The 21,545-nt window shown below is 63.7% G+C and carries 20 protein-coding genes; 15 read left to right on the forward strand and 5 right to left on the reverse strand.

Translation table 11 applies throughout. The features are described 5' to 3' along the window. Positions 1-130 precede the first annotated feature (130 nt). Genes F8A92_RS15205 through F8A92_RS15215 form a run of 3 tightly spaced genes read right to left on the reverse strand, consistent with a single transcriptional unit; the run spans position 131 to position 1,022 of the window. A complete protein-coding gene (locus F8A92_RS15205; protein ID WP_407643701.1) occupies positions 131-301 on the reverse strand; it encodes a helix-turn-helix domain-containing protein in 171 nt (56 codons plus the stop codon). A gap of 38 nt (positions 302-339) precedes the next feature. Further along, positions 340-774 (reverse strand): lipocalin-like domain-containing protein, encoded by a 435-nt coding sequence (locus F8A92_RS15210; RefSeq protein ID WP_153506022.1) that lies wholly within the window; start codon positions 772-774, stop codon positions 340-342. A 35-nt stretch (positions 775-809) separates the two neighbouring features. Then, a complete protein-coding gene (locus tag F8A92_RS15215; protein WP_153506023.1) occupies positions 810-1,022 on the reverse strand; it encodes a biotin/lipoyl-binding carrier protein in 213 nt (70 codons plus the stop codon). Positions 1,023-1,120: 98 nt separating this feature from the next. Here F8A92_RS15215 and F8A92_RS15220 point away from each other — a divergent pair, with 98 nt between their 5' ends. From F8A92_RS15220 to F8A92_RS15255, 8 genes are all read left to right on the forward strand, one after another. Beyond that, positions 1,121-1,921 (forward strand): IclR family transcriptional regulator, encoded by an 801-nt coding sequence (locus F8A92_RS15220; RefSeq protein ID WP_228389485.1) that lies wholly within the window; start codon positions 1,121-1,123, stop codon positions 1,919-1,921. Positions 1,922-1,960: 39 nt separating this feature from the next. Then, positions 1,961-3,682: an AMP-binding protein gene (locus tag F8A92_RS15225; RefSeq protein ID WP_153506025.1), complete on the forward strand. Its 1,722-nt coding sequence runs from the start codon at positions 1,961-1,963 to the stop codon at positions 3,680-3,682. Continuing rightward, a complete protein-coding gene (locus F8A92_RS15230; RefSeq protein ID WP_153506026.1) occupies positions 3,679-5,241 on the forward strand; it encodes an acyl-CoA carboxylase subunit beta in 1,563 nt (520 codons plus the stop codon). The genes F8A92_RS15225 and F8A92_RS15230 overlap by 4 nt, the downstream gene beginning before the upstream one ends. A gap of 1 nt (position 5,242) precedes the next feature. Further along, positions 5,243-6,010 (forward strand): enoyl-CoA hydratase/isomerase family protein, encoded by a 768-nt coding sequence (locus F8A92_RS15235; protein WP_153506027.1) that lies wholly within the window; start codon positions 5,243-5,245, stop codon positions 6,008-6,010. A 2-nt stretch (positions 6,011-6,012) separates the two neighbouring features. Next, positions 6,013-7,239 carry a CaiB/BaiF CoA transferase family protein gene (locus F8A92_RS15240; protein ID WP_153506028.1) on the forward strand — a complete coding sequence of 409 codons (1,227 nt, stop codon included), beginning with the start codon at positions 6,013-6,015 and terminating at the stop codon, positions 7,237-7,239. Then, positions 7,229-8,395 carry an acyl-CoA dehydrogenase family protein gene (locus F8A92_RS15245; RefSeq protein ID WP_228389483.1) on the forward strand — a complete coding sequence of 389 codons (1,167 nt, stop codon included), beginning with the start codon at positions 7,229-7,231 and terminating at the stop codon, positions 8,393-8,395. Before F8A92_RS15240 ends, F8A92_RS15245 begins: the two co-directional genes overlap by 11 nt. A 12-nt stretch (positions 8,396-8,407) precedes the next feature. Continuing rightward, on the forward strand, positions 8,408-9,298 hold the full coding sequence (locus F8A92_RS15250) for an HpcH/HpaI aldolase/citrate lyase family protein (protein ID WP_153506029.1): 891 nt from the start codon (positions 8,408-8,410) through the stop codon (positions 9,296-9,298). Between the two features lie 209 nt (positions 9,299-9,507). Beyond that, positions 9,508-10,005, forward strand: coding sequence for a PaaI family thioesterase (locus F8A92_RS15255; RefSeq protein ID WP_228389484.1), 498 nt, complete (start codon positions 9,508-9,510; stop codon positions 10,003-10,005). 462 nt (positions 10,006-10,467) lie between these two features. Here the strand turns inward: F8A92_RS15255 and F8A92_RS15260 are convergent, their stop codons facing one another. Next, a complete protein-coding gene (locus tag F8A92_RS15260) occupies positions 10,468-11,061 on the reverse strand; it encodes a PIN domain-containing protein (RefSeq protein ID WP_153506030.1) in 594 nt (197 codons plus the stop codon). A 27-nt stretch (positions 11,062-11,088) separates the two neighbouring features. Beyond that, a complete protein-coding gene (locus tag F8A92_RS15265) occupies positions 11,089-11,592 on the reverse strand; it encodes an excisionase family DNA-binding protein (RefSeq protein ID WP_153506031.1) in 504 nt (167 codons plus the stop codon). Positions 11,593-12,704: 1,112 nt separating this feature from the next. Between F8A92_RS15265 and F8A92_RS15270 the strand changes: the two genes are divergently transcribed. From F8A92_RS15270 to F8A92_RS15300, 7 genes are all read left to right on the forward strand, one after another. Continuing rightward, positions 12,705-13,961, forward strand: a complete 1,257-nt coding sequence (locus F8A92_RS15270) for a hypothetical protein (protein WP_153506032.1) — start codon at positions 12,705-12,707, stop codon at positions 13,959-13,961. 149 nt (positions 13,962-14,110) lie between these two features. Then, complete coding sequence (locus F8A92_RS15275; protein WP_153506033.1) at positions 14,111-14,695, forward strand: recombinase family protein; 585 nt, start codon at positions 14,111-14,113, stop codon at positions 14,693-14,695. After that, positions 14,692-16,338 (forward strand): N-6 DNA methylase, encoded by a 1,647-nt coding sequence (locus tag F8A92_RS15280; protein ID WP_153506034.1) that lies wholly within the window; start codon positions 14,692-14,694, stop codon positions 16,336-16,338. The genes F8A92_RS15275 and F8A92_RS15280 overlap by 4 nt, the downstream gene beginning before the upstream one ends. Beyond that, complete coding sequence (locus F8A92_RS15285) at positions 16,335-17,222, forward strand: hypothetical protein (RefSeq protein ID WP_153506035.1); 888 nt, start codon at positions 16,335-16,337, stop codon at positions 17,220-17,222. The genes F8A92_RS15280 and F8A92_RS15285 overlap by 4 nt, the downstream gene beginning before the upstream one ends. A gap of 120 nt (positions 17,223-17,342) precedes the next feature. Continuing rightward, positions 17,343-18,281: a HamA C-terminal domain-containing protein gene (locus tag F8A92_RS15290; protein WP_153506036.1), complete on the forward strand. Its 939-nt coding sequence runs from the start codon at positions 17,343-17,345 to the stop codon at positions 18,279-18,281. After that, a complete protein-coding gene (locus F8A92_RS15295; protein ID WP_153506037.1) occupies positions 18,278-20,848 on the forward strand; it encodes a DEAD/DEAH box helicase in 2,571 nt (856 codons plus the stop codon). Before F8A92_RS15290 ends, F8A92_RS15295 begins: the two co-directional genes overlap by 4 nt. Positions 20,849-20,890: 42 nt before the next feature. Next, positions 20,891-21,061 carry an ATP-binding protein gene (locus F8A92_RS15300; RefSeq protein ID WP_323368443.1) on the forward strand — a complete coding sequence of 57 codons (171 nt, stop codon included), beginning with the start codon at positions 20,891-20,893 and terminating at the stop codon, positions 21,059-21,061. The last annotated feature ends 484 nt before the right edge of the window (positions 21,062-21,545 follow it).

Consider the following 21,545-nt stretch of genomic DNA (forward strand, 5'->3'; position numbering starts at 1 on the left):
CGATCCCAGGCCGTCGACACCACCGCCGATGCCGAGGAGGTGACCGAACCCGAGCTCCAGGCCCTCACGGCCTAACCAACACGCCCAACCGAGGGATCAACCTCGTACACCACCCCACGGGACTTGACCGTCATACTCGCGCAGATTCCGCACCCAGATCATCAGCGCCCGATGCCGCCGGCGCCCGGTCCGAAGCCAGCGCCCGCTCGACCGTAGACCTACCAACACCCAGATCCCGCGCGACCTGACGCTGCGAAACACCGTCCGCCACCAGCCGCCGGATCAAAGCCCAATCCTCCATAGAGATCACCCATCCAATCTGTCTGGGTGGCCTCGTTTTCAACCGTCGCTATGGCCTCGTTTTCGAGCGTCGTCGACACAACTTCGGCGCCATACGAGTTTCATGACGTAAGTGCGACCTGACTGACTCGTCTCGGGGATCGTCGTCAGGGTGATGGTGTCGTCGTCGATGATCTCGACGGTGCGCTCGAACGTGGTGCCGATGCGCGCCGGTTGAGATGAGAACAAGACGTGATGGCGAAGGATGTCGCCATCACGTGTCCATGTTCCTGCATATGCGAAGAAGTCAGTGAATCCCGTCGCCTTCGCGCTGCCTCGCTCGGCCCACGCGGAATCCATCAGGAACCCTGACATGCGGCCGTCGTCGGTGTACTGGATCTGGCCGGAGGGTGGTTGCCCGTACGCGGGTGTGCCCTCACCGTCTCGGTAGCCGATGCACTCGATGAGCGACCAGGCGCCCAGCAGATTCGTCATGACTTAGCTCTCGCCCGCGTGATCATCGCTGCCGCTCAGCGCAGCACGACGAGCGTATCGCCTTGCTTGACCGAGGCTCCCTCCTCAACCAGGACCTTCGCGACGACACCCTCCTTGTCGGCCTCGACAGGGATCTCCATCTTCATCGACTCCAGCACGATGACTGTGTCTCCCTCGGAGACCGAGTCGCCGACCTTCACCTGGACCACCCGTACCGAGCCGGTCAGTTCTGCCTTGATCTCAGCCATTGAAATCTAACTCCTCATCCCATGGGGCTTAGCGAACTGCGAGTGGCTCCTACCCCTTGACGAAACCACATAGTGGATCTAACCTCCACAATGTGGCGATGCGCAAGAGTGGCTTGGACGACACTCCCGAGACAGACACGCCGGCGGTGAAGCCGACGTTGGTGCTCAGCAAGGTTTTCCAGTTGCTCGACGCGTTCACGGGTGAGCACACCGAGTTGACTGTCGGCGAGATCCGAGAGGCCACTGGTTTCCCCGCCACGACATGCGCTCGACTCATCCAGAACCTCGTAGACGAGGGCCTGCTGGATCGGGTCAACGACAGGTATCGAATCGGTCTGGGGGTTCTTCGCTGGTCCGCGGCAGCTCTTCGCGGCCTCGATCTGGTGCCCCGGATTCAACCGGTACTCGAGCACCTCCGCGATGCCACCGGTGAGACTGCGGCACTGAATGTGCGCAGGGGTCTGGACCGAGTGATGGTTGCCATCGAGCCCACTCGCCATTCGGTGATCTGGCAGGCGCGAGTCGGCCAGATCACGCCGATCTACGTGGGGTCAGGAGCGCGAGCGATCCTTGCGTTCAGTGCAGCCGCCCGTCGTGAGCTTGAGACCGTGCCGCGTTACGCCTACACCGCTAGCACTCTTGTCGACGCCGCGGATTTGGATCGCGCGCTCGAAGAGACGCGGCGGACGGGACTGGCGATCAGTCGCGACGAGCTCGACAGGGGTGTCGCGGGCATCAGTGCACCGGTGATGCTCGTCGACGGGACCGTCTCCGCATCAATTGGCATCGCGGGGCCGGCGAGCCGCTTCGGCGAGGCCGAGATCGCCGCTCATATCCCGGCCGTCCTGGATGCGGGACGCCGTGCGACAGCGAGCGTAGGCGGAACCTTCCCGTATTGACAGCAAACGAGTTCTGCGCAGTCCCTGAAAGGTAGTCCTATGGATCATTCCCTCGATCACCGGCGCCGCGTGCTCGCCGATCGTCACCCTGAATGGCGTCCCCGTACGCTTACGCAGCACCTCAGCGAATGCGCCCGGTCGTTCCCTCACCTGGCCTACTTGATCGGGCCAGAACGAGAGTGGAGCTACCGCGAGCTGCGCGACTGGTCGCGTGAACTCGCCGCCGGCTTGCTCCGGGCGGGGATCAAGCCGGGAGAGCACGTCGCGATGAACCTGACCAACATGCCGGAGTTCGCCGCTGTCAAGTACGCCATCGCCGCGGTCGGGGCGGTTGCTGTGCCCTTAAACTTCCGGCTGCGCACTGAAGAGCTGCGGTACGTGCTCGGCCAGTCGAACAGCGTCGCTCTGGTCACGCTCGATGCTTATCGCGATCAGAGCTTCCTCGATGCGCTTAACTCGATCGCGCCCGGATGGCGAGCAGGCTCGACCTGTGAGCTGCCGAGGCTCCGTCATGTGTGGGTGCTTCCGGAGCCCGGAAAGCCTTTACCGGGCGACGTGCGGCGGCTTGACGATCTGCGGGGTGCCCTCAACGAGGAGACCGAGGCTCGGCTCGATGAGCTCGAGGCCGAAGGAGACCCGATGGCGATCTCCGACATCATGTACACCTCGGGGACGACCGGTGCTTCGAAAGGTGTGATGCTTACCCACGACAGCACCTTGCGTTCCGCCGCCTCGTCGGCCTTCATAAGAGCGCTATGGGAGGGGCAGCGGACCCAGTTCGCCATGCCCCTCTATCACGTCTTCTCCTACGTCGAGGGACTGCTGGCGACCACCTTCGCCAGGGGGGCGGTCGCTCCTCAGATTGACTTCAGCCCCGAGGAGGCTCTGCGCAGCATCGAGCGCCACCAGATTGACGAAGCGCTGTTCGTGCCAACCATGACTGTAGCGATCCTGGAGCATCCCGGACTCGCGGACTTCGACCTCTCGTCCCTGCACGGCGTCATGTCTGCGTCCGCCCCCGCGCCAGTTCGTCTGTGGGAGCAGGTCCGCTCGAAGATGGGTGTACGTGAGATCGTCACCGCGTACGGGCAGACCGAGAGTTCGGCCTCTACGACATACACCCTGCCCGGCGATGCCCTCAAGCTCGTCTCTTCGACGGTGGGACGAGCCAAGTTTGGCTATGTCGCAGGCGTTCCGGAGCTCGACGGCTACGTGACCGCCTATCGAACGATTGACCCGGCGACAGGCGAAGTGCTTGCTGCGGGCGCAGAGGGCGAACTGTGCCTCGCGGGCCCGCAGGTGATGCTCGGCTACTACAACAAGCCCGACGAGAGCGCAGCAGTGCTGACAGACGATGGATGGATGCGCTCGGGCGACCTCGGACGGGTTCGCGAGGACGGTTACCTCGTCCTGACCGGCCGGAGCAAGGAGTTGTACAAGCGAGGGGCTGAGCTCGTCGCGCCGCGCGAGGTCGAAGATCTGCTATCCGGACGGCCGGACGTCTCGCAGGTGTATGTGGTCGGTCTACCCGATGAGCGGATGGGTGAGATCGGATGCGCCTACGTGATCCTGGAGCCCGGCGCGCAGCTGAGCGAGCAGGCGGTGATCGCCTACTGCAAACAGCACCTCGCGCGCTTCAAGGTCCCGGATGTCGTCCGCTTTATCAGTGCCGACCAGCTCCCCACTACACCGACCGGCAAGGTCCAGAAGTTCAAGCTACGCGAGATGGGCGAGCGAAACCGAGAAGGAGAGCTTTCATGACGACAGGCCCCGTCACCTCAGAAGTCGAGTCCGCAGACGCCCTCGTCGACTCGCTCCGTGCCAGGATCAGAGAAGGCGGCCCGACGCGTCGCAAGGAAGAGTTGCGTGAGCGCGGACACATGGAGGTCCGTGAGCGGCTCGAACAGCTGCTCGATCCGGGATTCCGAATCGAGGACTGGATCCTTGCGCGTCACGATGACCCAGCGCTGCCTGCCGACGGCATCGTAACGGCGGTCGGCATGATCAATGGCCGCAAGGTCGCTGTCATGGCCAACGACATGTCGGTCAAGGCCGGGACGTGGGGTACGAAGACCATCTACAAGATCCAGCGGATCCAGGAAGTCGCACTCGAATACGGCATCCCGATGATCTACCTGGTCGACTCCGGCGGCGCTCGGATCAACGAGCAGTACGGTCTGTATCTCGATCGCACGCACTCCGGACGGATCTTCTGGAACATGGCCCGGATGAACGGCGTCGTGCCGCAGATCTGCGTCAACTTCGGACCGTCACCCGCTGGCGCCGCTTACCTTCCTGCCTTCTGTGATCTGGTCGTGATGATCGATGGCAAGACGAGCGTCTTCCTCGGATCGCCGCGCCAGGCGTCGGCCGCTACGGGCGAAGATGTCGACCACGAGCAGATGGGTGGCGCCCGGATGCACTGCAAAGAGAGCGGTCTGGGTGACATCCTCGTTGAGACCGAAGACGAAGCGCTGGAGGTCGTCAAGGACTATGTGGCCTTCATGCCCGATTCCTGGCGCGAAACACCGGGTGACATCGACCCCATCGATATCGCACCGGGAGGCGAGGCGATCGAGAACGTCGTACCGGCCGCGGAAGGTAAAGCGTTCGATGTCCACAAGGTCATCGATGCGGTTATCGACGAGGGATCCTTCCTCGAGATCAAGAAACTCTACGCTGGTGAGCTCGTCACCGGCTTTGCCCGGATAGAAGGGATCGCGGTCGGTATCGTCGCCAACCAGTCCCGCAAGCTCGGAGGAATCTTGATGCAGAACTCCTCCGAGAAGGGAGCACAGTTCATCTCCACATGCACCGCGTACAACATCCCGCTCGTGTTCCTCATGGACGTCCCTGGCTTCATGGTCAGCAGTGACTCGGAAAAAGCGGCGATCATCCGCCGTGGTCAGAAGATGCTGCAAGCCGTCGCGGAGGCGACGCAGCCACGCATCTGCGTTGTACTCCGCAAGGGATACGGCGCGGGCTACATGGCGATGTCTGGCGCGACCTTCCAGCCGGACTGCACGATCGCGCTGCCGCAGGCGATGCTCGGGCTCATGGGCCCGGCGGCCGCAGTCCAGGCCATCTACGGCCGCAAGATCGCAGAACTGCCCGAAGAAGAACGGCCCGCGTTCATCGCACAGAAGCAAGAGGAGTACGCCCGAGACATCGGGGTGTGGGGCCCAGCGGCCGAGATGTACATCGACGATGTGATCCCAGGGCACGAACTGCGGCAGCAGATCGCCGAACGACTACGCCTCTACCGCCGCCGTAACCGCAAGCCCCTATCCGAGCGCAACTCGATCATCATGCGAGGTTGAGATGAATACTGCCCAGGTTCACTATGCGGTCGATGACGGAGTCGTCGTCCTGACCCTCGATGACCCATCCGCGCGAAATGCCTTGTCGCAGCCCATCCGTGACGGCATTCGTAGCGGCCTCCAGAAGGCCGAAGCGGACGATGACGTGAAGGTCATCGTCCTGACGGGATCCGGCGAGAAGGCCTTCTGCGCGGGAATCCACCTCAAGGAGATGGCCGGCGCTGGAACACAGATCCCGCCCCCGGACTTCATGCCCATCCCGCACCGCAACGTCAAGGTCACGAAGCCGATCATCGTCGCACTGAACGGGATCGCCTTCGGAGGGGGCTTCCTCGTCGCACAGTCGGCAGACCTGGTGATTGCTGCTGAGCACGCAAAGATGGGAATGCCGGAGGTCAAGGTGGGCCGCGGCGCGCCGTGGTCGGTCCCACTGTCCCGAATGATCCCCAAGCGGGTGTGGATGCAGATGGCGTTGACAGGCGAGCCGATCACCGCGCAACGTGCCTACGAGATAGGCCTGGTCAACGAGGTCGTCCCGCTGGCCGAACTGATGTCGCGCACGATGGAGCTCGCCCGACTCATTCGCGACAATGCACCGCTCACCGTCAGCGCCTCGCTGGAGATGGCGCATCTCACGGACGATCTCGGGCTGACCGCCGCATGGGATGCGGCGGACCGCGCCTTCGACAAGGTGTACCTCAGCGACGACGCCCAGGAGGGCCCCCGTGCGTTCCGCGAGGGCCGTCGTCCGGTCTGGCAGGGGAGGTAAGAATGCGGACCAGCCCACCTCTCGGTGACAAGCAGGCGCTGGCCGGGTTGAAGGTCGTCGAGTTCGCGCATGTCATCGCCGGACCGCTAGCCGGTACGCTCCTGGCAGACTTCGGCGCTGACGTGGTGCATGTCGAGCCGCCGGGTGCAGGCGACACCGGCCGCAAGATCGGGCCGCACAAGGACGGCGTATATCTCTGGTGGAAGGTATCCGCTCGCAATAAGCGTTCGCTGGTGCTCGACCTGCGCCAGGAGGCGGGCCGAGAGGTCGCGCGTGAGCTCATCGAGTGGGCCGATGTCGTGATCACGAACCTACGAAGCGCGACGCTCGACGAGTGGGGCCTGGACTGGGAAACTGCGCACCGGATCAACCCCAAGGTCATCTATCTCCAGATCACCGGATTCGGTGCGCAGACGTCCCTGCGCAATGCCCCCGGCTTCGGCAAGGTGGGCGAGGCTCGCTCGGGCGTCGTCAATATCACCGGCTTCGAGGACGGCCCACCCGTCCACACCGGCTTCTCGCACGCCGACACGGTGACGGCGCTCATGGCGGCCTACGGTGTTCTCGCCGCGGCCTACCGGAAGGCTCACGACCCGGACTTCAACGGCGAGTGGATCGACCTCGCACTGTTCGAGTCGCTGTATCGACTCATCGAGTGGCAGGTCATCGTGTATGACCAGCTCGGAGAGATACCGCAGCGCTCTGGGAACCGACTTGCGGTCTCGCCAGCGGCCGTGGTCAACACCTATCTGACGGCCGACGACGAGTGGATCACCGTCACGTCTGCGACCGTCCGCTCGGTGCACAACGTCGTGAAGCTGCTCGGCCTGCCGATCGACGACTTCCGCACGGTCGAGCAGCAGCGGGACGGCGCGGACCTGCTCGATGGGCAGCTCGCGACCTGGGCCAAGGAGCGGTCGACGGACGACGCGCTCAAGGCGATGTTCGAGGCCGAGGTAGTCGCATCGCGGATCTTTGACGTCGAGGACATCGTGAACGACCCGATCTACGCCGAGCGCGAGGACATCATCACGATCCCGGACGAGCAGCTGGGCCCGGTCCGCATGCAGGGCGTCATTCCGAAACTGCATCGGCACGGTGGCAGCGTATGGCGCACCGGTCCCGCGCTCGGTGAAGACAACGACATGGTGCTGTCCGAATGGCTCGGCATGGACGCCGACCGGATTTCAGCACTCAAGGAAGGCGAGGTGATCGGCGGTGATCAGTAGCGGACTCGTTGCTGAATCGGACGAGCACAAGGCGATCCGAGACAGCGTGGCAGCCATCGCCGGCAAGTTCGGCCCGGACTACTTCTTGGAGGCGTCCCGGCGTGACGGCAATGTCGACGAGCTTTGGGACGAGCTCGGTCGAGCGGGACTGATCGGAGTCAATATCCCCGAGGAGTTCGGCGGCGGTGGCGGCGGCATGGGGGAATCTGCCGTCGTGCTTGAAGAGCTCGCTGCGCACGGCATGCCGATGATGGTGTACGTCGTATCCGCCGTCATCTGCGGCTCGATTCTGAGCCTTCACGGATCGCCCGAGCAGAAGGCAAACTGGCTCACCGGCATAGCCGACGGCTCGAAGAAGATGGCGTTCGGCCTCACAGAGCCCAACGCGGGATCGAACAGCCACAAGCTGCAGACGGCCGCGCGCAAGAAAGGCTCCGGCTGGGCCATCTCGGGGCAGAAGTACTTCATCTCAGCGGTCGATCAGGCCGACGCGATCCTGATCGCGGCCCGCGACGTCGACAACTCCACCGCTGAGCGGAGTTCTCTATCGCTCTTCCTGATTCCCCTCGACACTCCTGGGCTGACCTATCAGCGACTTGAGACCGTCGTGATCTCGCCTGACCGACAGTTCACGGTCTATCTCGACGAGGTGACCGTCGGTCCTGAGTCACTGATCGGTGCCGCGGGAAATGGGCTCCGGCTGCTCTTCGACGGCCTCAACCCGGAGCGCATCGCAGTCGCTGCGATTTGCGCCGGAGTAGGTCGCTATGCCCTGGAGAAGGCGTCGGATTACGCCCGTACGCGTCAAGTGTGGTCGACGCCCATCGGAGCTCATCAAGGTCTAGCCCATCCCCTGGCAGAGGCACATGTCGCAGTCCAGCTGGCTCGTATGGCGACGTACCGCAGCGCCGAGCTGTTCGACACTGGGCTGCCGGCAGGTGAGAGCGCGAACATCGCGAAGCTGGCGGCATCCGACGCCTCCCTCAAGGCCCTGGACCAAGCGATCCAGACGCACGGTGGTCTCGGGCTGTCGAAGGAATACGGCCTTTCCGAGCTGTGGTTCGTCACCCGGCTGATGCGCACAGCCCCCGTCAGTCGGGAGATGGTGCTCAACTTCATCGCTCAGTCGTCCCTTGGCCTACCCAAGTCGTACTAGGAAAGAATCAACATGCGTGAAAGCCCGCTTGCCGCTGTCCGGAGCATCCTCGAAGCGCCGATCCTCGATGAGCGAAAGTGGTCGAAGGTCCCAGCGATGCCTGTCGATGCCGTGCTGCTCGATCTCGAGGACAGTGTTCAGCCCGATCGCAAGCGCGAGGCGCGCGAGCGCGTCGTCCGGCAGATCGCCGACGCGGATGAGCTCGGCGAGAAGCTCCTGCTGCCGAGGTGTAACAGCCTGAGCACGCCGTATGGCGGCGATGACCTCAAGGCTCTCGGTCGCGCCGGGGCCACAGCCATCGTCTATCCCAAGGTGGAGACGGCCGACGAGCTGGGCGAGGTACGTCGAATCCTGGAGTCCGTTGGTGCCACTGCGAACTTGGTTCCGATCATCGAGAGCGCGCGGGGTGTGCTCGAATTGACCTCGATCGCAGCCAGTCCGAGCGTCGTAGGCATGCTGTTCGGGCCCTTCGACCTTGCCGTCGATGCCGGTATCACCCCCTTCGAAGGGGACGGGCTGTTCGCCGACGCCTATCACTATGCGAAGTCCAAGCTGGTCTTCTCGGGTGCGGCGTTCGGTGTTCCGATATTCGACTTCGCGCTGACTCCGCAGCTGAAGAACCTCGACCAGGTGTCCAAAGCGGTCGACTATTCGAGGCGACTCGGCTTCACCGGAATGACGACCTTCTATCCGCCGCACGTCGATATCATCAACGACGCCTTCAGTCCCAAACCGGAGCAGGTTGCCGAGGCACACCGAGTGGTCGAGGCGTACGAGAGCACTCTCGCGGCAGGGGGCGCTGCCACGCAGCTCGGCGGCAGGGCCATTATCGTCCAGGACTACAAGTCCGCCCTCACCACACTCGCACGGGCACGAAACTTCACCGGCGGCGTCAAGCGGTGACGGTTCGGGCCCCGCGACCAGATGGTCATCATCTCTGCAGTCGGCCACCTCGCAAGCCTTCGGTTGTCCGAAGCAAGCGATGCGCTCGAAGCGAGTGAGCCCGCTTCCTGTGGTTGCCCGCGCCGATGGCCAGATGGGGGCCGAGTTGGTCCCCGTGAAGAATCGAGCCGTCACCGCCCCGGGGCTCGCGATCATGAGAGGAAACGCAGGTGAATGACATCCGGAGTCCCTGGAACCGATGGCACGGACGGGTACGCAATGTCTCCGATGGAGAATCCTTTCCGGCGCACCATGAGCAATGTTTTGGTTGTGGTCCGGAGAACCCTCACGGGCATCAGCTGAAGGTACGCCGTAACGGCGACGGCATCGTTGCCGCGCACGTCTTCGATCGGAGGCATGTCGGTGCGCCCGGAATAGCCCACGGAGGAGCTGTCGCCGCTGTCTTTGACGACTTTTTCGGATTCCTCCCTTACCTCGTCGGACAGCCTGCTGTCACTCGCTCCCTCACGGTGCAGTACCTGGCACCGGTGCGACTAGGAGAGCAGTACGAGTTGTCGGCGCGGGTGCTGTCGATTACCGGCAGAAGGATTGAGGTCGATGCGTCGATGGAGGACCACGTTGGAAATGCGGCGGCGACGGCCGACGCGGTGTTTGTCATGGTTGATCTCGGGCACTTCGAACGCCACCGAGGACGGGTCGAGACCTGATCTGGATCGGCCATGAGCTCAGCCTCGAGGAGACCTTGGGGTTCACCCCGTTTGGCGGACGTCTAGGTCCTGCTACGAAAGTCGCTTGAGCCAGCGGTCGATGTTGGCGACGCTTATGGTCGCGACGTACCGGACTGCGAGTATGTCGCGCCTGACGCCCGGTCGATCTTCTAGCCCGAGTGCTGGCCTATCGCTGGCGCAGCCACTACGCCGAGAATGTACCTTCCGACAGTTATGTCGCTCGTGGCGCCGGTCGACCCGATGCGTCGACGGCCGGAATGACGGCGTGACGCCTCGGCCGAACGCCAAGGGTTGAAGCCGTCCTCGGCCGCGCACGAAACCGCCGCCGCGCAGCACCTTCCGGAAGACCACTCTCGAAGGCCTATCGACGGCCATTATTTGGATAGTTCGGCACTATCCAAATAGTATGGTCCCCGGCCCGCCATCGCCTCCGGCGCGGGGTCAACCTGGGCGCTGAATCTCTAGCAGCGGACCAACAATGGTTGCGACCCCTTTCATGCTGTTGCGCGCCACCAGTAGCGCCAGTATCTCTTCGGGTCGCTGGTGCGGGTCTGTGCGGCGTCTCGACAGCTCACGTAATGCGCGGAGCCCGGCTTCGGGGTGCGCAGCAACTGTGTTAGCCGCGAACTCTGCGGGCGAAACGACCTCGATGCTCGCTTGAGCCAGCACCTCTGCCGTATCGAATCCTGCGCGCCTGTCGTCGGTAACGATCGCATCGGCTTTACCGATAATGGCCGCATGAGCGACGTGTCCGTCGTCTTCGTCGCACAGACCGTAGTCATAGTTGCGATCTTTCGGGGCTTCAATCTCCGACCCGGGAAACGCGTGCCTCATCTGCTCAAAAAGTCGCTGCCTGCGGGACTCGCTGGACTGGATCCCGCGTTTGCGATCGAGTCCTGCAAGCACGTAATCCAGTTCGTAGAGAATGCCCGAACCCCACAGCGGGGAGTACGATTCCTCGGCCGCGAGCTGCAGGAGGAAGTCGCGCTGAAGACTTGGCACGAGCGCACAGGTGTCGAGGACGGCGCGATACATGCGGCTAGTCTCGCAGACACTGTCCGATCAACGTCTGCGTCGCGCCTCGGCAAGTAACGCATTGGCGTCGTCTTCGTTGATGTCCTCGAACGCCGCCGAGCTGTCAGTGATGAACTGGTTTCGCTTTTCGCGGAGCTGTTCGCGATAAGCGAGCACGTCTGCCAGGCGGAGCTTGCGCCGCGTAGCCGCTGGGACATGGGCCGCCAGTTCGCCATCGTCGATGAGCCGCACGATCGTCGGTCGGCTGAGGCCAAGAATCTCGGCAGCTTGCTGTGTAGAGATCTCCTGGTCGCGCGCCAGGATGCTGACCGACTGTCCGCGACTCAAAGCAGCGACAACCCCCTTGAGGATCCCGTACACCTGCTCAGTGAGCTCAACCCGGTCGCCCTCACCCGCACCAGCTAGGAAGAATGCCGGCTTGGGAACAGCTCCATAGCGCTCTTCATGTCGCTCGATGAAACTGCGGACCTCCGCCAACTTCTCAGCATTGTCAGGCTCAGGGCTAACAACATTCGAAGATGCAGCGCTCACTCGTCCCACCTCCTCGCCGATCAGGATGACCCAACCACCATAGCGCAATTACGAAAGTTGCGAAAGGTTCTCCGGTGCCAGGATGACGCCGAGCTTCATTTGACACCTCACTCCAGACGACACGAGCTGAGTGGTTGGACCGACCCGCACTGACCGACGCCGATAATTTATCTTATGACATTTTCGCAGGTCAGACAGCATAAATTTGGTATCGGCGTCACTGCACTGAAGGTACCGTCAGCGCTTCCTTGATGCAATCACACGTCAGCCAGCGTCTCGGGCCGGCAGAGCCGAGATACGTCCGAATTGCAGTGCCCAACCCGTCACCGCTCCCCCGCACCGGTCGTACCCCCATCGTCAGGCAATCAACTCTCACTGCAACTGGAGGCTAGTTCAGGGCTGGGCAGGTAGCCGCGATTCGCTGGGCGCGCCGGAGAGGTCCGGGGCGATCCAGTATTCGGATCGCGATACCTCCGGTGAGTCCCAGATCATGGCAGAGCGCGACACATGGCGATCCCGCCGGACAGAAGGGGTGTCCGCGTGCTGCCGTTCCATGAACCCAGCCGCATCCGCAACATATGGGGTCAGGAAACCTACTCCCACCCATATGTGGTTGTGGATAACTTCATGTGTTGGCAGTCGTTTGTCGGGGGCAGGGCCTAGACTATGGCGTGAAGCACACAACCTCGGCACCTCGCCGAGATGGGCGAAGTATGCCGAGGCTGGTTCTACTTTGGACGGTAGGCCACCAACACTACTCGCTTTCCACGTGCTTCTGTAAAGGCCCACGCGGGCAATGGAGGCCAGCGATGCCAGCACGGAGCGCAAGAACAGGTCGGTACGTCAGCCTTAAAAAGACTGCACGAAATCCTCGGAGCACCGTTGTGTCTGTTCACAGATCAAGCAACGGCCGTGGCTATCGAAGCGCCGTCACAGGGCGGTTTGTCAGTAGAACCACCGCCCTGCGGAACCCCGCCACCACAATCCGCGAGGGCGGTAGTTGAGGTGCTCCACCCTAGCCTCGACAGAAGAGCCGCAACCAATGTGAAGAGCGAAGCGGTATCGACCGGCGTCTGTCTGCAGCACATCCTCATCCGCTCCTCGACTGCTCCATGAACTACGCCTTTACAGAGACGAAGTCATCTCAGACAGCCCGGCAACTGGTGCTCCTACCGGCACGGACGCGCGACGTTCTTCGCATTAGCGATGGCCTCGTCGCGTTAATAGATGTGCTCGTCACCGTCTGTCACGCCCTCACAGACGATGCAGATAAACGTCCCTGGCAGGAACGCTTGGGTGATGTCTTCCAGGATAGATACAAGGACCTGGACGCACTCGGCGTCGCCGATGAGCTCAACCGACTTCAGTCCGTCTTGGAAGAAGGTGATGCCCGGGAATGGGCGCGGAGGTTCCGATCATCTTCAGCCAAAATGTTCCTTCGGCGGTTGCTCGGCGCGAAACTCGCGGATGAGTTAGAACGCGCAGTGCTCGAGGATGCGGCCGTTGTTACGGCTGCCGTACGACGGGGCGTGCGACTCCTCATGCCCTACTCCGTCGCGATCGAAGATGCCATCTCGATGCTCACCCCAGCCGATCTATCCCAGAGCAACCTTTCAGGTGCCGAGGCGAAGCTTCTGAGCGCGGTGATTGAGATCGATCGATTGCTGGGCGAGCAGGTGGTCCAATGGCTCGGAATAGATAGTGAGACGATCAGTATCGCCAGCTCCGCGCCGTTCAGCTCGAAGGATGTGGAGCAACTTACGTTGGACTTCCGGGCGTTCGTCAGCGCCGACTCGAGCAACCAGATCGCGCGGGTAAACGCCAGTCTTGTGCGGAAGGTTCGGGGTGCGCGGCAAGCGCTAGACCACTCTGTTGATGGCGTATCACAGGCGGCAAACTCAATCGTCGAACTGATCGATCGCCTACTTCGCGAGGCAATGCCCAAGGATGTAGTGCTCGCGTGGCTGCAAACAAACTTCAGGAATGACGGCCCCTACGTTCGCATTAACGATTCGGGCGAACGAGTGCCAACGAAACGCGGTGAGGCGCTCTGCTTCATATTTGGCGCTTCGCCGATCCGCCGCGCGGAAGGCGCCAGTGCGGACGAGGTTCCCGCTCTACACGATGCGATTGCGCTTTCCCTAGTCCGAGCTCGCTCATCACTCCAAGCCCTAAAGCATGCTGATGATCCAACGGAAAATGAGACGGCATCTTTGCGCAACATCTTGGCGGCCGTCGAGGGAGCGCTCCTGATAAGCGTAAAACTGGGTTTAGCGTCGCGAAACCCAGCCGAAGCCGACGCGGTAGTCGACGCGATGTCCTTGGATAACCAGACGGGCAACTACACCATCCCTGAGGCACTCGGATAGTTCCACCCGTGGCAGCTGTCGCATATAGGACCGTTTACGACACGCCCCGCTCCCCTGCCGCCAGCACCACCGATACGTGTGTCAGAAGTCGTGTCCGCAACCAGCGTTTCATCCGCTGAGATGTCGGTGGGTTCTGAGACGATCAGCCCATGAGCGAGCTCATCGGCTACGCGCGAATCTCCACCGGCGATCAGCACACCGACCTGCAGCGGGATGCACTGCAGCAAGCGGGATGCTCACGCACCTTCGAAGACGTCGCCAGCGGCGCGAAGACGGACCGCCCGCAGCTCGCCGCGGCCCTGGATTACCTGCGCCCCGGTGACACGCTGTGCGTGTGGCGACTGGATCGCTTGGGCCGCTCCCTGCCGCATCTGATCGACACGGTCACCACACTCGAGCAGCGCGGCGTGGCGTTCCGCTCGATCACCGAAGCCATCGACACCACCAGCGCCGGCGGCCGGCTCGTCTTCCACTTCTTCGGCGCCCTGGCCTCCTTCGAGCGCGAACTCATCGTCGAACGCACGCACGCCGGCCTCGCTGCCGCCCGCGCGCGCGGACGAGTAGGAGGCCGCAAGCCGAAGCTCACCGGCCACAAACGCACTCTCGCGCTGCAGCTCTACGACGCCAAGGAGCTGACCGTGCAAGACATCGCTGCATCGCTCGGCGTCTCCCGAGCGACCATCTACCGCGCGGTCGATGACCGCAACAAGGCAAAGGACCTCCCGGCCGCATGAGCAGCGTCATCGACACCCCGGCGCTGCGCAAAGCACGAGGGGCGTTCTTCACCCCCCGCCCGATCGCCGACTACATCGCCGCGTGGGCACTGGCCGGCCAACCCGACTCCATCCTGGAGCCGTCCTGCGGCGAAGCGGAATTCCTACACGCCGCCGGCGCCCAGGCCGCCGCGGCCGGCCGCGAAGTGCAGCTGCGCGGCGTGGAGCTGCACCCCGAATCCGCCCGCCGCGCCGAAGCGTCCCTCGCCGCTGAAGGCATCGCGGCGCGGATCGTCCCCGGCGACTTCTTCGACATGCCGACCGAACCGCGCGCGGACGCGGTCATCGGTAACCCCCCGTTCGTGCGGTACCAGGACCACGCCGGGTCCGGGCGCGCGAAGTCTCGCGCGGCCGCCGCGGCGGCCGGTGTCGAGCTGAGCGAGCTGGCCTCGATGTGGGCCGCCTTCACTATTCACGCCACTGGCCACCTCAACGACGGCGGCAAGCTCGGCCTGGTCCTGCCCGCCGAGCTGCTCACCGTGAACTACGCGGCGCCGGTCCGCGAGTACCTGCTGACCCAGTTCGCGACCGTGCAGCTCGTCGTGTTCGCCGAACGGGTCTTCCCCGACGCGCTGGAGGAAGTCGTCCTCGTCCTGGCGTCGGGCTACCGCAACGGGCCCTCGAGCTCGTTCGAGCTGTTCCAGACCTGCAACGCGGCCACCCTGGCCACCCTCGGTGAGGGCCGCATCTGGCAGCCCGACGCCAACGGCGGCCGCTGGATGGCCTCCCTGCTGAGCCCCGCCGCGGCGGCCGCATACGACGCGGCCACCACCGGACCACTGTTCGCGACCCTGCACGACTGGGGCGAGACCTCCCTCGGCGCGGTCACCGGCAACAACAAGTACTTCGCCATGACAGCCGACGAAATCCGCCGCCGCAGACTCCCCGCCACGGACTACGTCCCGCTCTCCCCACCAGGAAGCCGCCACCTGCGCGCGCTCGACCTGACCCGCTACCGTCTCGACGCGCTACGCGACGCCGGCGCCGCCACCTACCTGTTCCGCCCTGCCGGCGAACCATCCAAAGCCGCGCTACGCAAGATCAAAGAAGGCGAACGCGACGGCGTCCACCAGGCCTACAAGTGCACAGTCCGCACGCCGTGGTGGCGCACTCCCCTGCTCGCCGCGCCGGACATCTTCGTCACCTACATGAACTCCGACACCCCCGCACTCGCCACCAACTCCGTCGGCGTGCACCACCTGAACTCCGTGCACGGCCTCTACCTCCACGAGCACGCCCAGAAAGACGTCGCCCGTGAGCTCCTCCCCCTCGCGGCACTGAACTCCCTCACCGCCCTCGGCGCGGAAATCGTCGGCCGCGCCTACGGCGGCGGGCTGCTGAAGCTCGAACCCCGCGAAGCAGACCGCCTCCCCGTCCCCGGGCCCGACCTTCTCGCCGACGCCGCGGACGCGTTGCGGGCGATCAAACGTTCCGCGCAGCGCCACCTTCGCGAAGGACACCGCGCCCAAGCCGTCGCCCTCGTCGACGACGCCCTGCTCATCGGCGCCCTCGGGATCAGCGAAGCAGACCTCGCCACGATTCAGCAGGCCCGCGAGCTGCTCGGGCACCGGCGCGTCACCCGCGGCAAGAAGGTCGCGCCGTGAGCCGCCCGGACGTCTTCAGCGACTTCGAGCCCATCCTGCACGCAGCCCACCTCGATACCCCCTGGATGGGGGATCCGCCCACCTACAGCCCGGACTTCGACCTGCTCGTCGAGCTCCTGCGTGTCCCGCTGGCGGGCGCTGCGAAAAGTGAATCGGGCCGGTTCGCCAAGGCCATCGACGCGTGGCTCGCCCATGAGCTGCGCCGCGCCGGATTCGCCGCGGACTCGGTCTGGCCCCGCCTCACCAAGCCCCGCGTGCTGAGCACCGACATCTCCACCCTCATCGACGTCATCAGGCCCAAGACGCTTGGGGCGGTGATCGCCGAGAAGGTTGCCGCGCTGCCCTCGGTCGGCCCCACCGACGCGAAGTTCCTCGGGCGCGCCTACGTCAAGCAGGTCGACGTCGCGATCGCCAGCTGGGCGACCGGCCCCGAGCTGCTGCTATCCACTAAGGCCATGACGAGCTCGTTCGGCAAGAATCTGCCCAACCGGTTCGAGGAAGCCTATGGCGACGCCGCGAACCTGCGCGAGCGGTACCCTCTCGCCGCCGTCGGGTTCCTGTTCTTGCAACGCGCCACCATCCTGCGCGAGGAACCCGCTGCGTACGAGCGGACCGTGGACATGATGCGCAAGCTCCGCGACACCGGCAAGGGCGCCGGTTACACCAGCACCGGACTCGTCCTCGTCGACTACGACGACACCGGCAGCACCGTGGCCGTACGAAACGACGACGTCCCCGCCGACCTGCGCGCCGGCACCTTCCTCGAACACCTCATTGACCACATGCTCGACGTAACACCCATCGTTCACCACGTCCACGCACGCGAAAAACGCCTCAACCGCCCACTGGCAACCGATCTCGACGCCGACGAGCTGCCCTCGTAGGTCGGTCTGACGCTTGAAGCACCACCCCAGTCGAGTGGCGTCGCCAGAAATGTCCGGCCGCGCCGATATCCTTGGTTCTTGCCCGTCCGCGGGGACGTGGTGCGGGGTCAAGGGTGCGTGATGGTTGATGAAGCGGCGGTCGTCGAACAGTTCCTCGAGCTGGCTCGGGGCACAAGCAGCTCACTGATCAACTTCCTGCCGGCCTTCGAGGACGCAGTCACAGTTCCCGGGACGTCGACTCTCGTGCGGACGCACTTTCTTGCGCACGACGCCAACGGGACTCCTGCTGTAGAGCAACTCGCAGGAGCGATGGCGTCCGCCACCATGGATTTCTGCATACCGCGTTCGAAGATCGAACGCGCGTTCGCAGAGTACGAGGAGACTCGGTCGACCGCGGCCATCATGGGCCTCGATGAGCAGGCCCGCAACTTGTTCGTGAAGTCGGAGGGCTCAGGAGAAGGCGGCGAGCTCCTCCTGTTCCTGCTCATGGAACGTGTGCTACAGCGACCGCAGCTGATCTCGAAGATGGCTCTAAAGACGAACACCGAAGTGCATGTTCACGGCTCCGACGGCATCCACGCGAGTTTGGCGGATGACGAGGTTCTGGACATCCACTGGGGAGAGTCGAAGCTCTACAAGTCGAGCTCGGAAGCGTTCCGCGCCTGCTTCGAGAGCATCGCCCCCTACCTCCGGCCCGATGGAGACTCGCGCCGGAAGCAGGACCTGCTCCTGGTGCGCGATCACCTCAACGTCACTCAGATCCAGCTGGCGGCCCATCTGCTCGAGTACTTCGACGAGACGAACCCGAAGACTTTGAAGGTGCGATGGAACGGGGTCTGCCTGGTCGGCTTCAACCACGGCAACTATCCGAACATCGCCGTTCTCGACGAGGCCCAGCAGCAGGCAGTGTCGAAGGCAGTCAGCCGGTGGCACAAGACGGTTGGAACCCGGCTTGAGGAGTTCGAGATCGTCGGCGTGAACATCGACCTCTTCTGCATCCCCATGCCCGACGTCGCCGATCTGCGTGCTCGGGTCCTGAAGCGGATGGGGGCCAAGTGACCACCAGCACGGCGCTCGAGGAGATCGTCTTCGCCTCGCACAAGTTCAGAGACGTGCTCGAGTCCGCTCGCAAGCTGACGGTCAGTTCAGAGTTCACGACGGTGGAGTGGGATGAGGAGACCCCCTCGATCGATTGGGGGTTCGCCTTGCTCTACGCCAGCGCGATCACGTCGGCTCAGTCTGAGCGCGCCCAGTCCGCGGTCCTCCGAATCGCCACGGCGTGCATGCTGTCCTCGGATGCGGAGGCCGCTCACAAGGCGGCCGCTGCCGCGTTGCTCGAACGCAGCGGCAACCACATGGCCGTGGAGCTGGCGGAGTCCCGGGCTCGGCTGCCGGCCGACGCCTGGCGACGTCTGCCGGGTGCGCTCCGGATGGAGGTCGTCCGAAGCCGTATCGACTACTCCGTCCGCCTCTCCGACGGCCGTGTGCTGCCGGTCAATCCGTTCCAGGGGAAGTTCTGGGAAGCAGTAGAGACGAACGACTGGCTGAGCGTGTCGGCTCCGACCTCCGCTGGGAAGTCCCGCATCATCAGGGAGCACTTCTTGGAGGTCGCGCGCCAGGCGGGCCCGTTGACGCTCGTCTATCTCGTGCCGACGCGCGCCCTGATCGAGGAAGTCTCGCGTGATCTCCGGCACGAGGTGCCGTCGGACGTCGACGTCTTCACCATGCCGTGGGACCCCGACCTCGCGGAGTCGTCACGGACGGTCCTGGTCGTCACGCAGGAGAGGCTCCACCTGGTGCTGGAGCTCCTTCCGTCTATTAGCGTGGACCTCCTCTTCGTCGATGAAGCGCAATCGCTCGCCGGTGACGCACGGGGAGTTCTTCTCCAGCACGCGATCGAGCGCACCATTCGGCGCAGCCCAGAGGCGCAAGTGCTGTTCGCCAGCCCCTTGAGCTCCAACCCGGAACTGCTGGTCGAAGACGCGCCCGCCGACCGGCGCTCCGACTCGTTCGTCTCCGAGACGGTCACCGTCAATCAGAACCTCCTATGGGTCGAGCACATCAACCGGAAGCCTAAGCGCAGAGCCGTATCCCTGGTGTCGGACGGTAACAGTCACAGAGTCGGCGAACTCGTGCTCGCCCAACGCGCGACGACCGTGCCAATGCGCATCGCACTGGTGGCTCATGCGCTGGCCGGAAACACCCCAGGGAACGTCATCTACGTCAACGGCCCGAGCGAAGCCGAGAAGGTCGCGAAGGCGGTCTACGAGCAGCTCCCGACCTTGGCCGAAGCTGACACGGAGATCGACGATCTGCGGGACCTGATCCAGACCGCGGTGCACAGCAAGTACTTGCTCGCCGACGTGTTGGCCCGGCGGGTGGCCTTCCACTACGGGAACATGCCGCTGGTGGTGCGAACGGAGATCGAGCGCCTCTTCGGAGAAGGCAAGATCCATTACCTGATCTGCACGTCGACGCTGCTGGAGGGCGTGAATCTCCCCTGCCGGACGATCTTCATGCGCAACCCTCAGAAGGGGCCCGGTAATCCGCTCCGCGAAGGCGACTTCTGGAACCTGGCGGGACGCGCCGGGCGCTGGGGCAAGGAATTCACAGGCAACGTAGTGTGCATCGACACTGACGATGAAAGCCTGTGGCCCAACCTGCCGCGAGTGCGAAAGCGTTCACAGATCACCCGAGCAGTCAGCACGGGGCTCGACGACGCGTCGGGGCTGCTCGCCTTCGCGCGTTCCGTCGATGAAGTGCACGACGACAGCGCCGCTGAAAGCCTGTTCGCATACCTGTGTTCGCGGCACCTTGCCGGCGAGTCCATCCAGTCCCTTCTCGATCGTATTCCTCTGGAATCGGAACGAAGCGAGGTCGAGTCCGCGGTCGTACGCGCGGCGACCGATCTCACGATCCCCGTCGAGATCGTCACTCGGCACACTGGGATCGCGCCCATCTCGATGGAGCGGCTCTTGGATAGCTTCCGGCGATCCGGGAAGACGCCGACGGAGCTCGAATTGCCACTCCCCGAGGAACCCGATGCTCGAGCCCGATTCCAAGAGGCGCTCGTGCGGATCGGCGCAACGATGACAAGCGTCTTCGGCGCGCCCCGCTCTGGGGAGGATCGTCGCAAGTGGCAACTCGCGAACCTCGTCGTCAACTGGATGAAGGGCATGCCCCTCTCTCGGTTGATCGATCAAAGGCTCTCGTTCAACGCGTCGCTCACCTCCGCGAGGGCGATCCGAGACGTCATGCGAGACATCGAATCGATCGCAAGGTTCCATGCGCCGAAGTACCTCGCCTGCTACGCCGATCTGCTCGAGGTGTACTCGACTGAGCTCGGGTTGGAAACCGCTACTCGACCTGATTACGCGATGATGCTCGAGCTCGGCGTCTCCCGCACGAGCGAGGTCGTGCTCATGTCGCTGGGTCTGTCCCGCACAGCAACCATTGCCCTGGCCGACTTCATCGGAGTCGACGAATGGTCACGTACGGAGGCCCTGGCATGGCTCGCCGCTCAGAATTTTGACGGGCTCGGAGTGCCGGTGCTTCTTCAACGCGAGATAGCCGATGTGCTCGAAGTTATGATGCGGCGCACCGAGACCGAGACCGAGACCGACTAACCGTCTCGTATCGAGAGGCATCCAGTTCAAGCATCTGGATCGGTGAGTCAGCCATCACCGGTCGCCGCGAAGTCGCGACGAACTTCTGCGCTGATCGACCGCATCGTCCACCACGCCGACGTCATCGCCCTTAAAGGCGCCTCCTACCGGCTCCGCGACCGAGGCATCGACCCCCTGCCCAGCATCAAGACCGGGCAAGGCTCGCCAGACTGAAACTGTCCACTTTTCGAGCGCCGTCGAGACCAAAATGCCGCGAACTTAGTTAGAGACCCATGCGTGTGTCGCAGGCTGCACACTTGACAGCCGACAGCGTGCAATTCAATCCGCACGAGGACCAGTCACGACATCTATGGCACTCTTCTCGCTCGTGCTCTTCATCTGCGTATTGGAAGCATGAGTTGCAGACCCAACGTGTGTGCGCCCAAGGGCTCGAGGGGTCCCTGACAGTCTTGGCGTGGAAATTCCCACGTACGGTGTAGGAACCCCACGTCGTGGAAGTAACCCCATCTCCTGTAGCGAGCACCCGCTCGGCATAGTCACGTGTCGCCGCTTCAACGGCGTCCCGTTCGGTCAAGTCCCGTGGGGTGGTGTACGAGGTTGATCCCTCGGTTGGGCGTGTCGGTTAGGCCGTGAGGGCCTGGAGCTCGGGTTCGGTCACCTCCTCGGCATCGGCGGTGGGGTCGACGGCCTGGGATCG

It is taken from the genome of Cumulibacter manganitolerans (assembly GCF_009602465.1).
Taxonomy (GTDB): domain Bacteria; phylum Actinomycetota; class Actinomycetes; order Mycobacteriales; family Antricoccaceae; genus Cumulibacter; species Cumulibacter manganitolerans.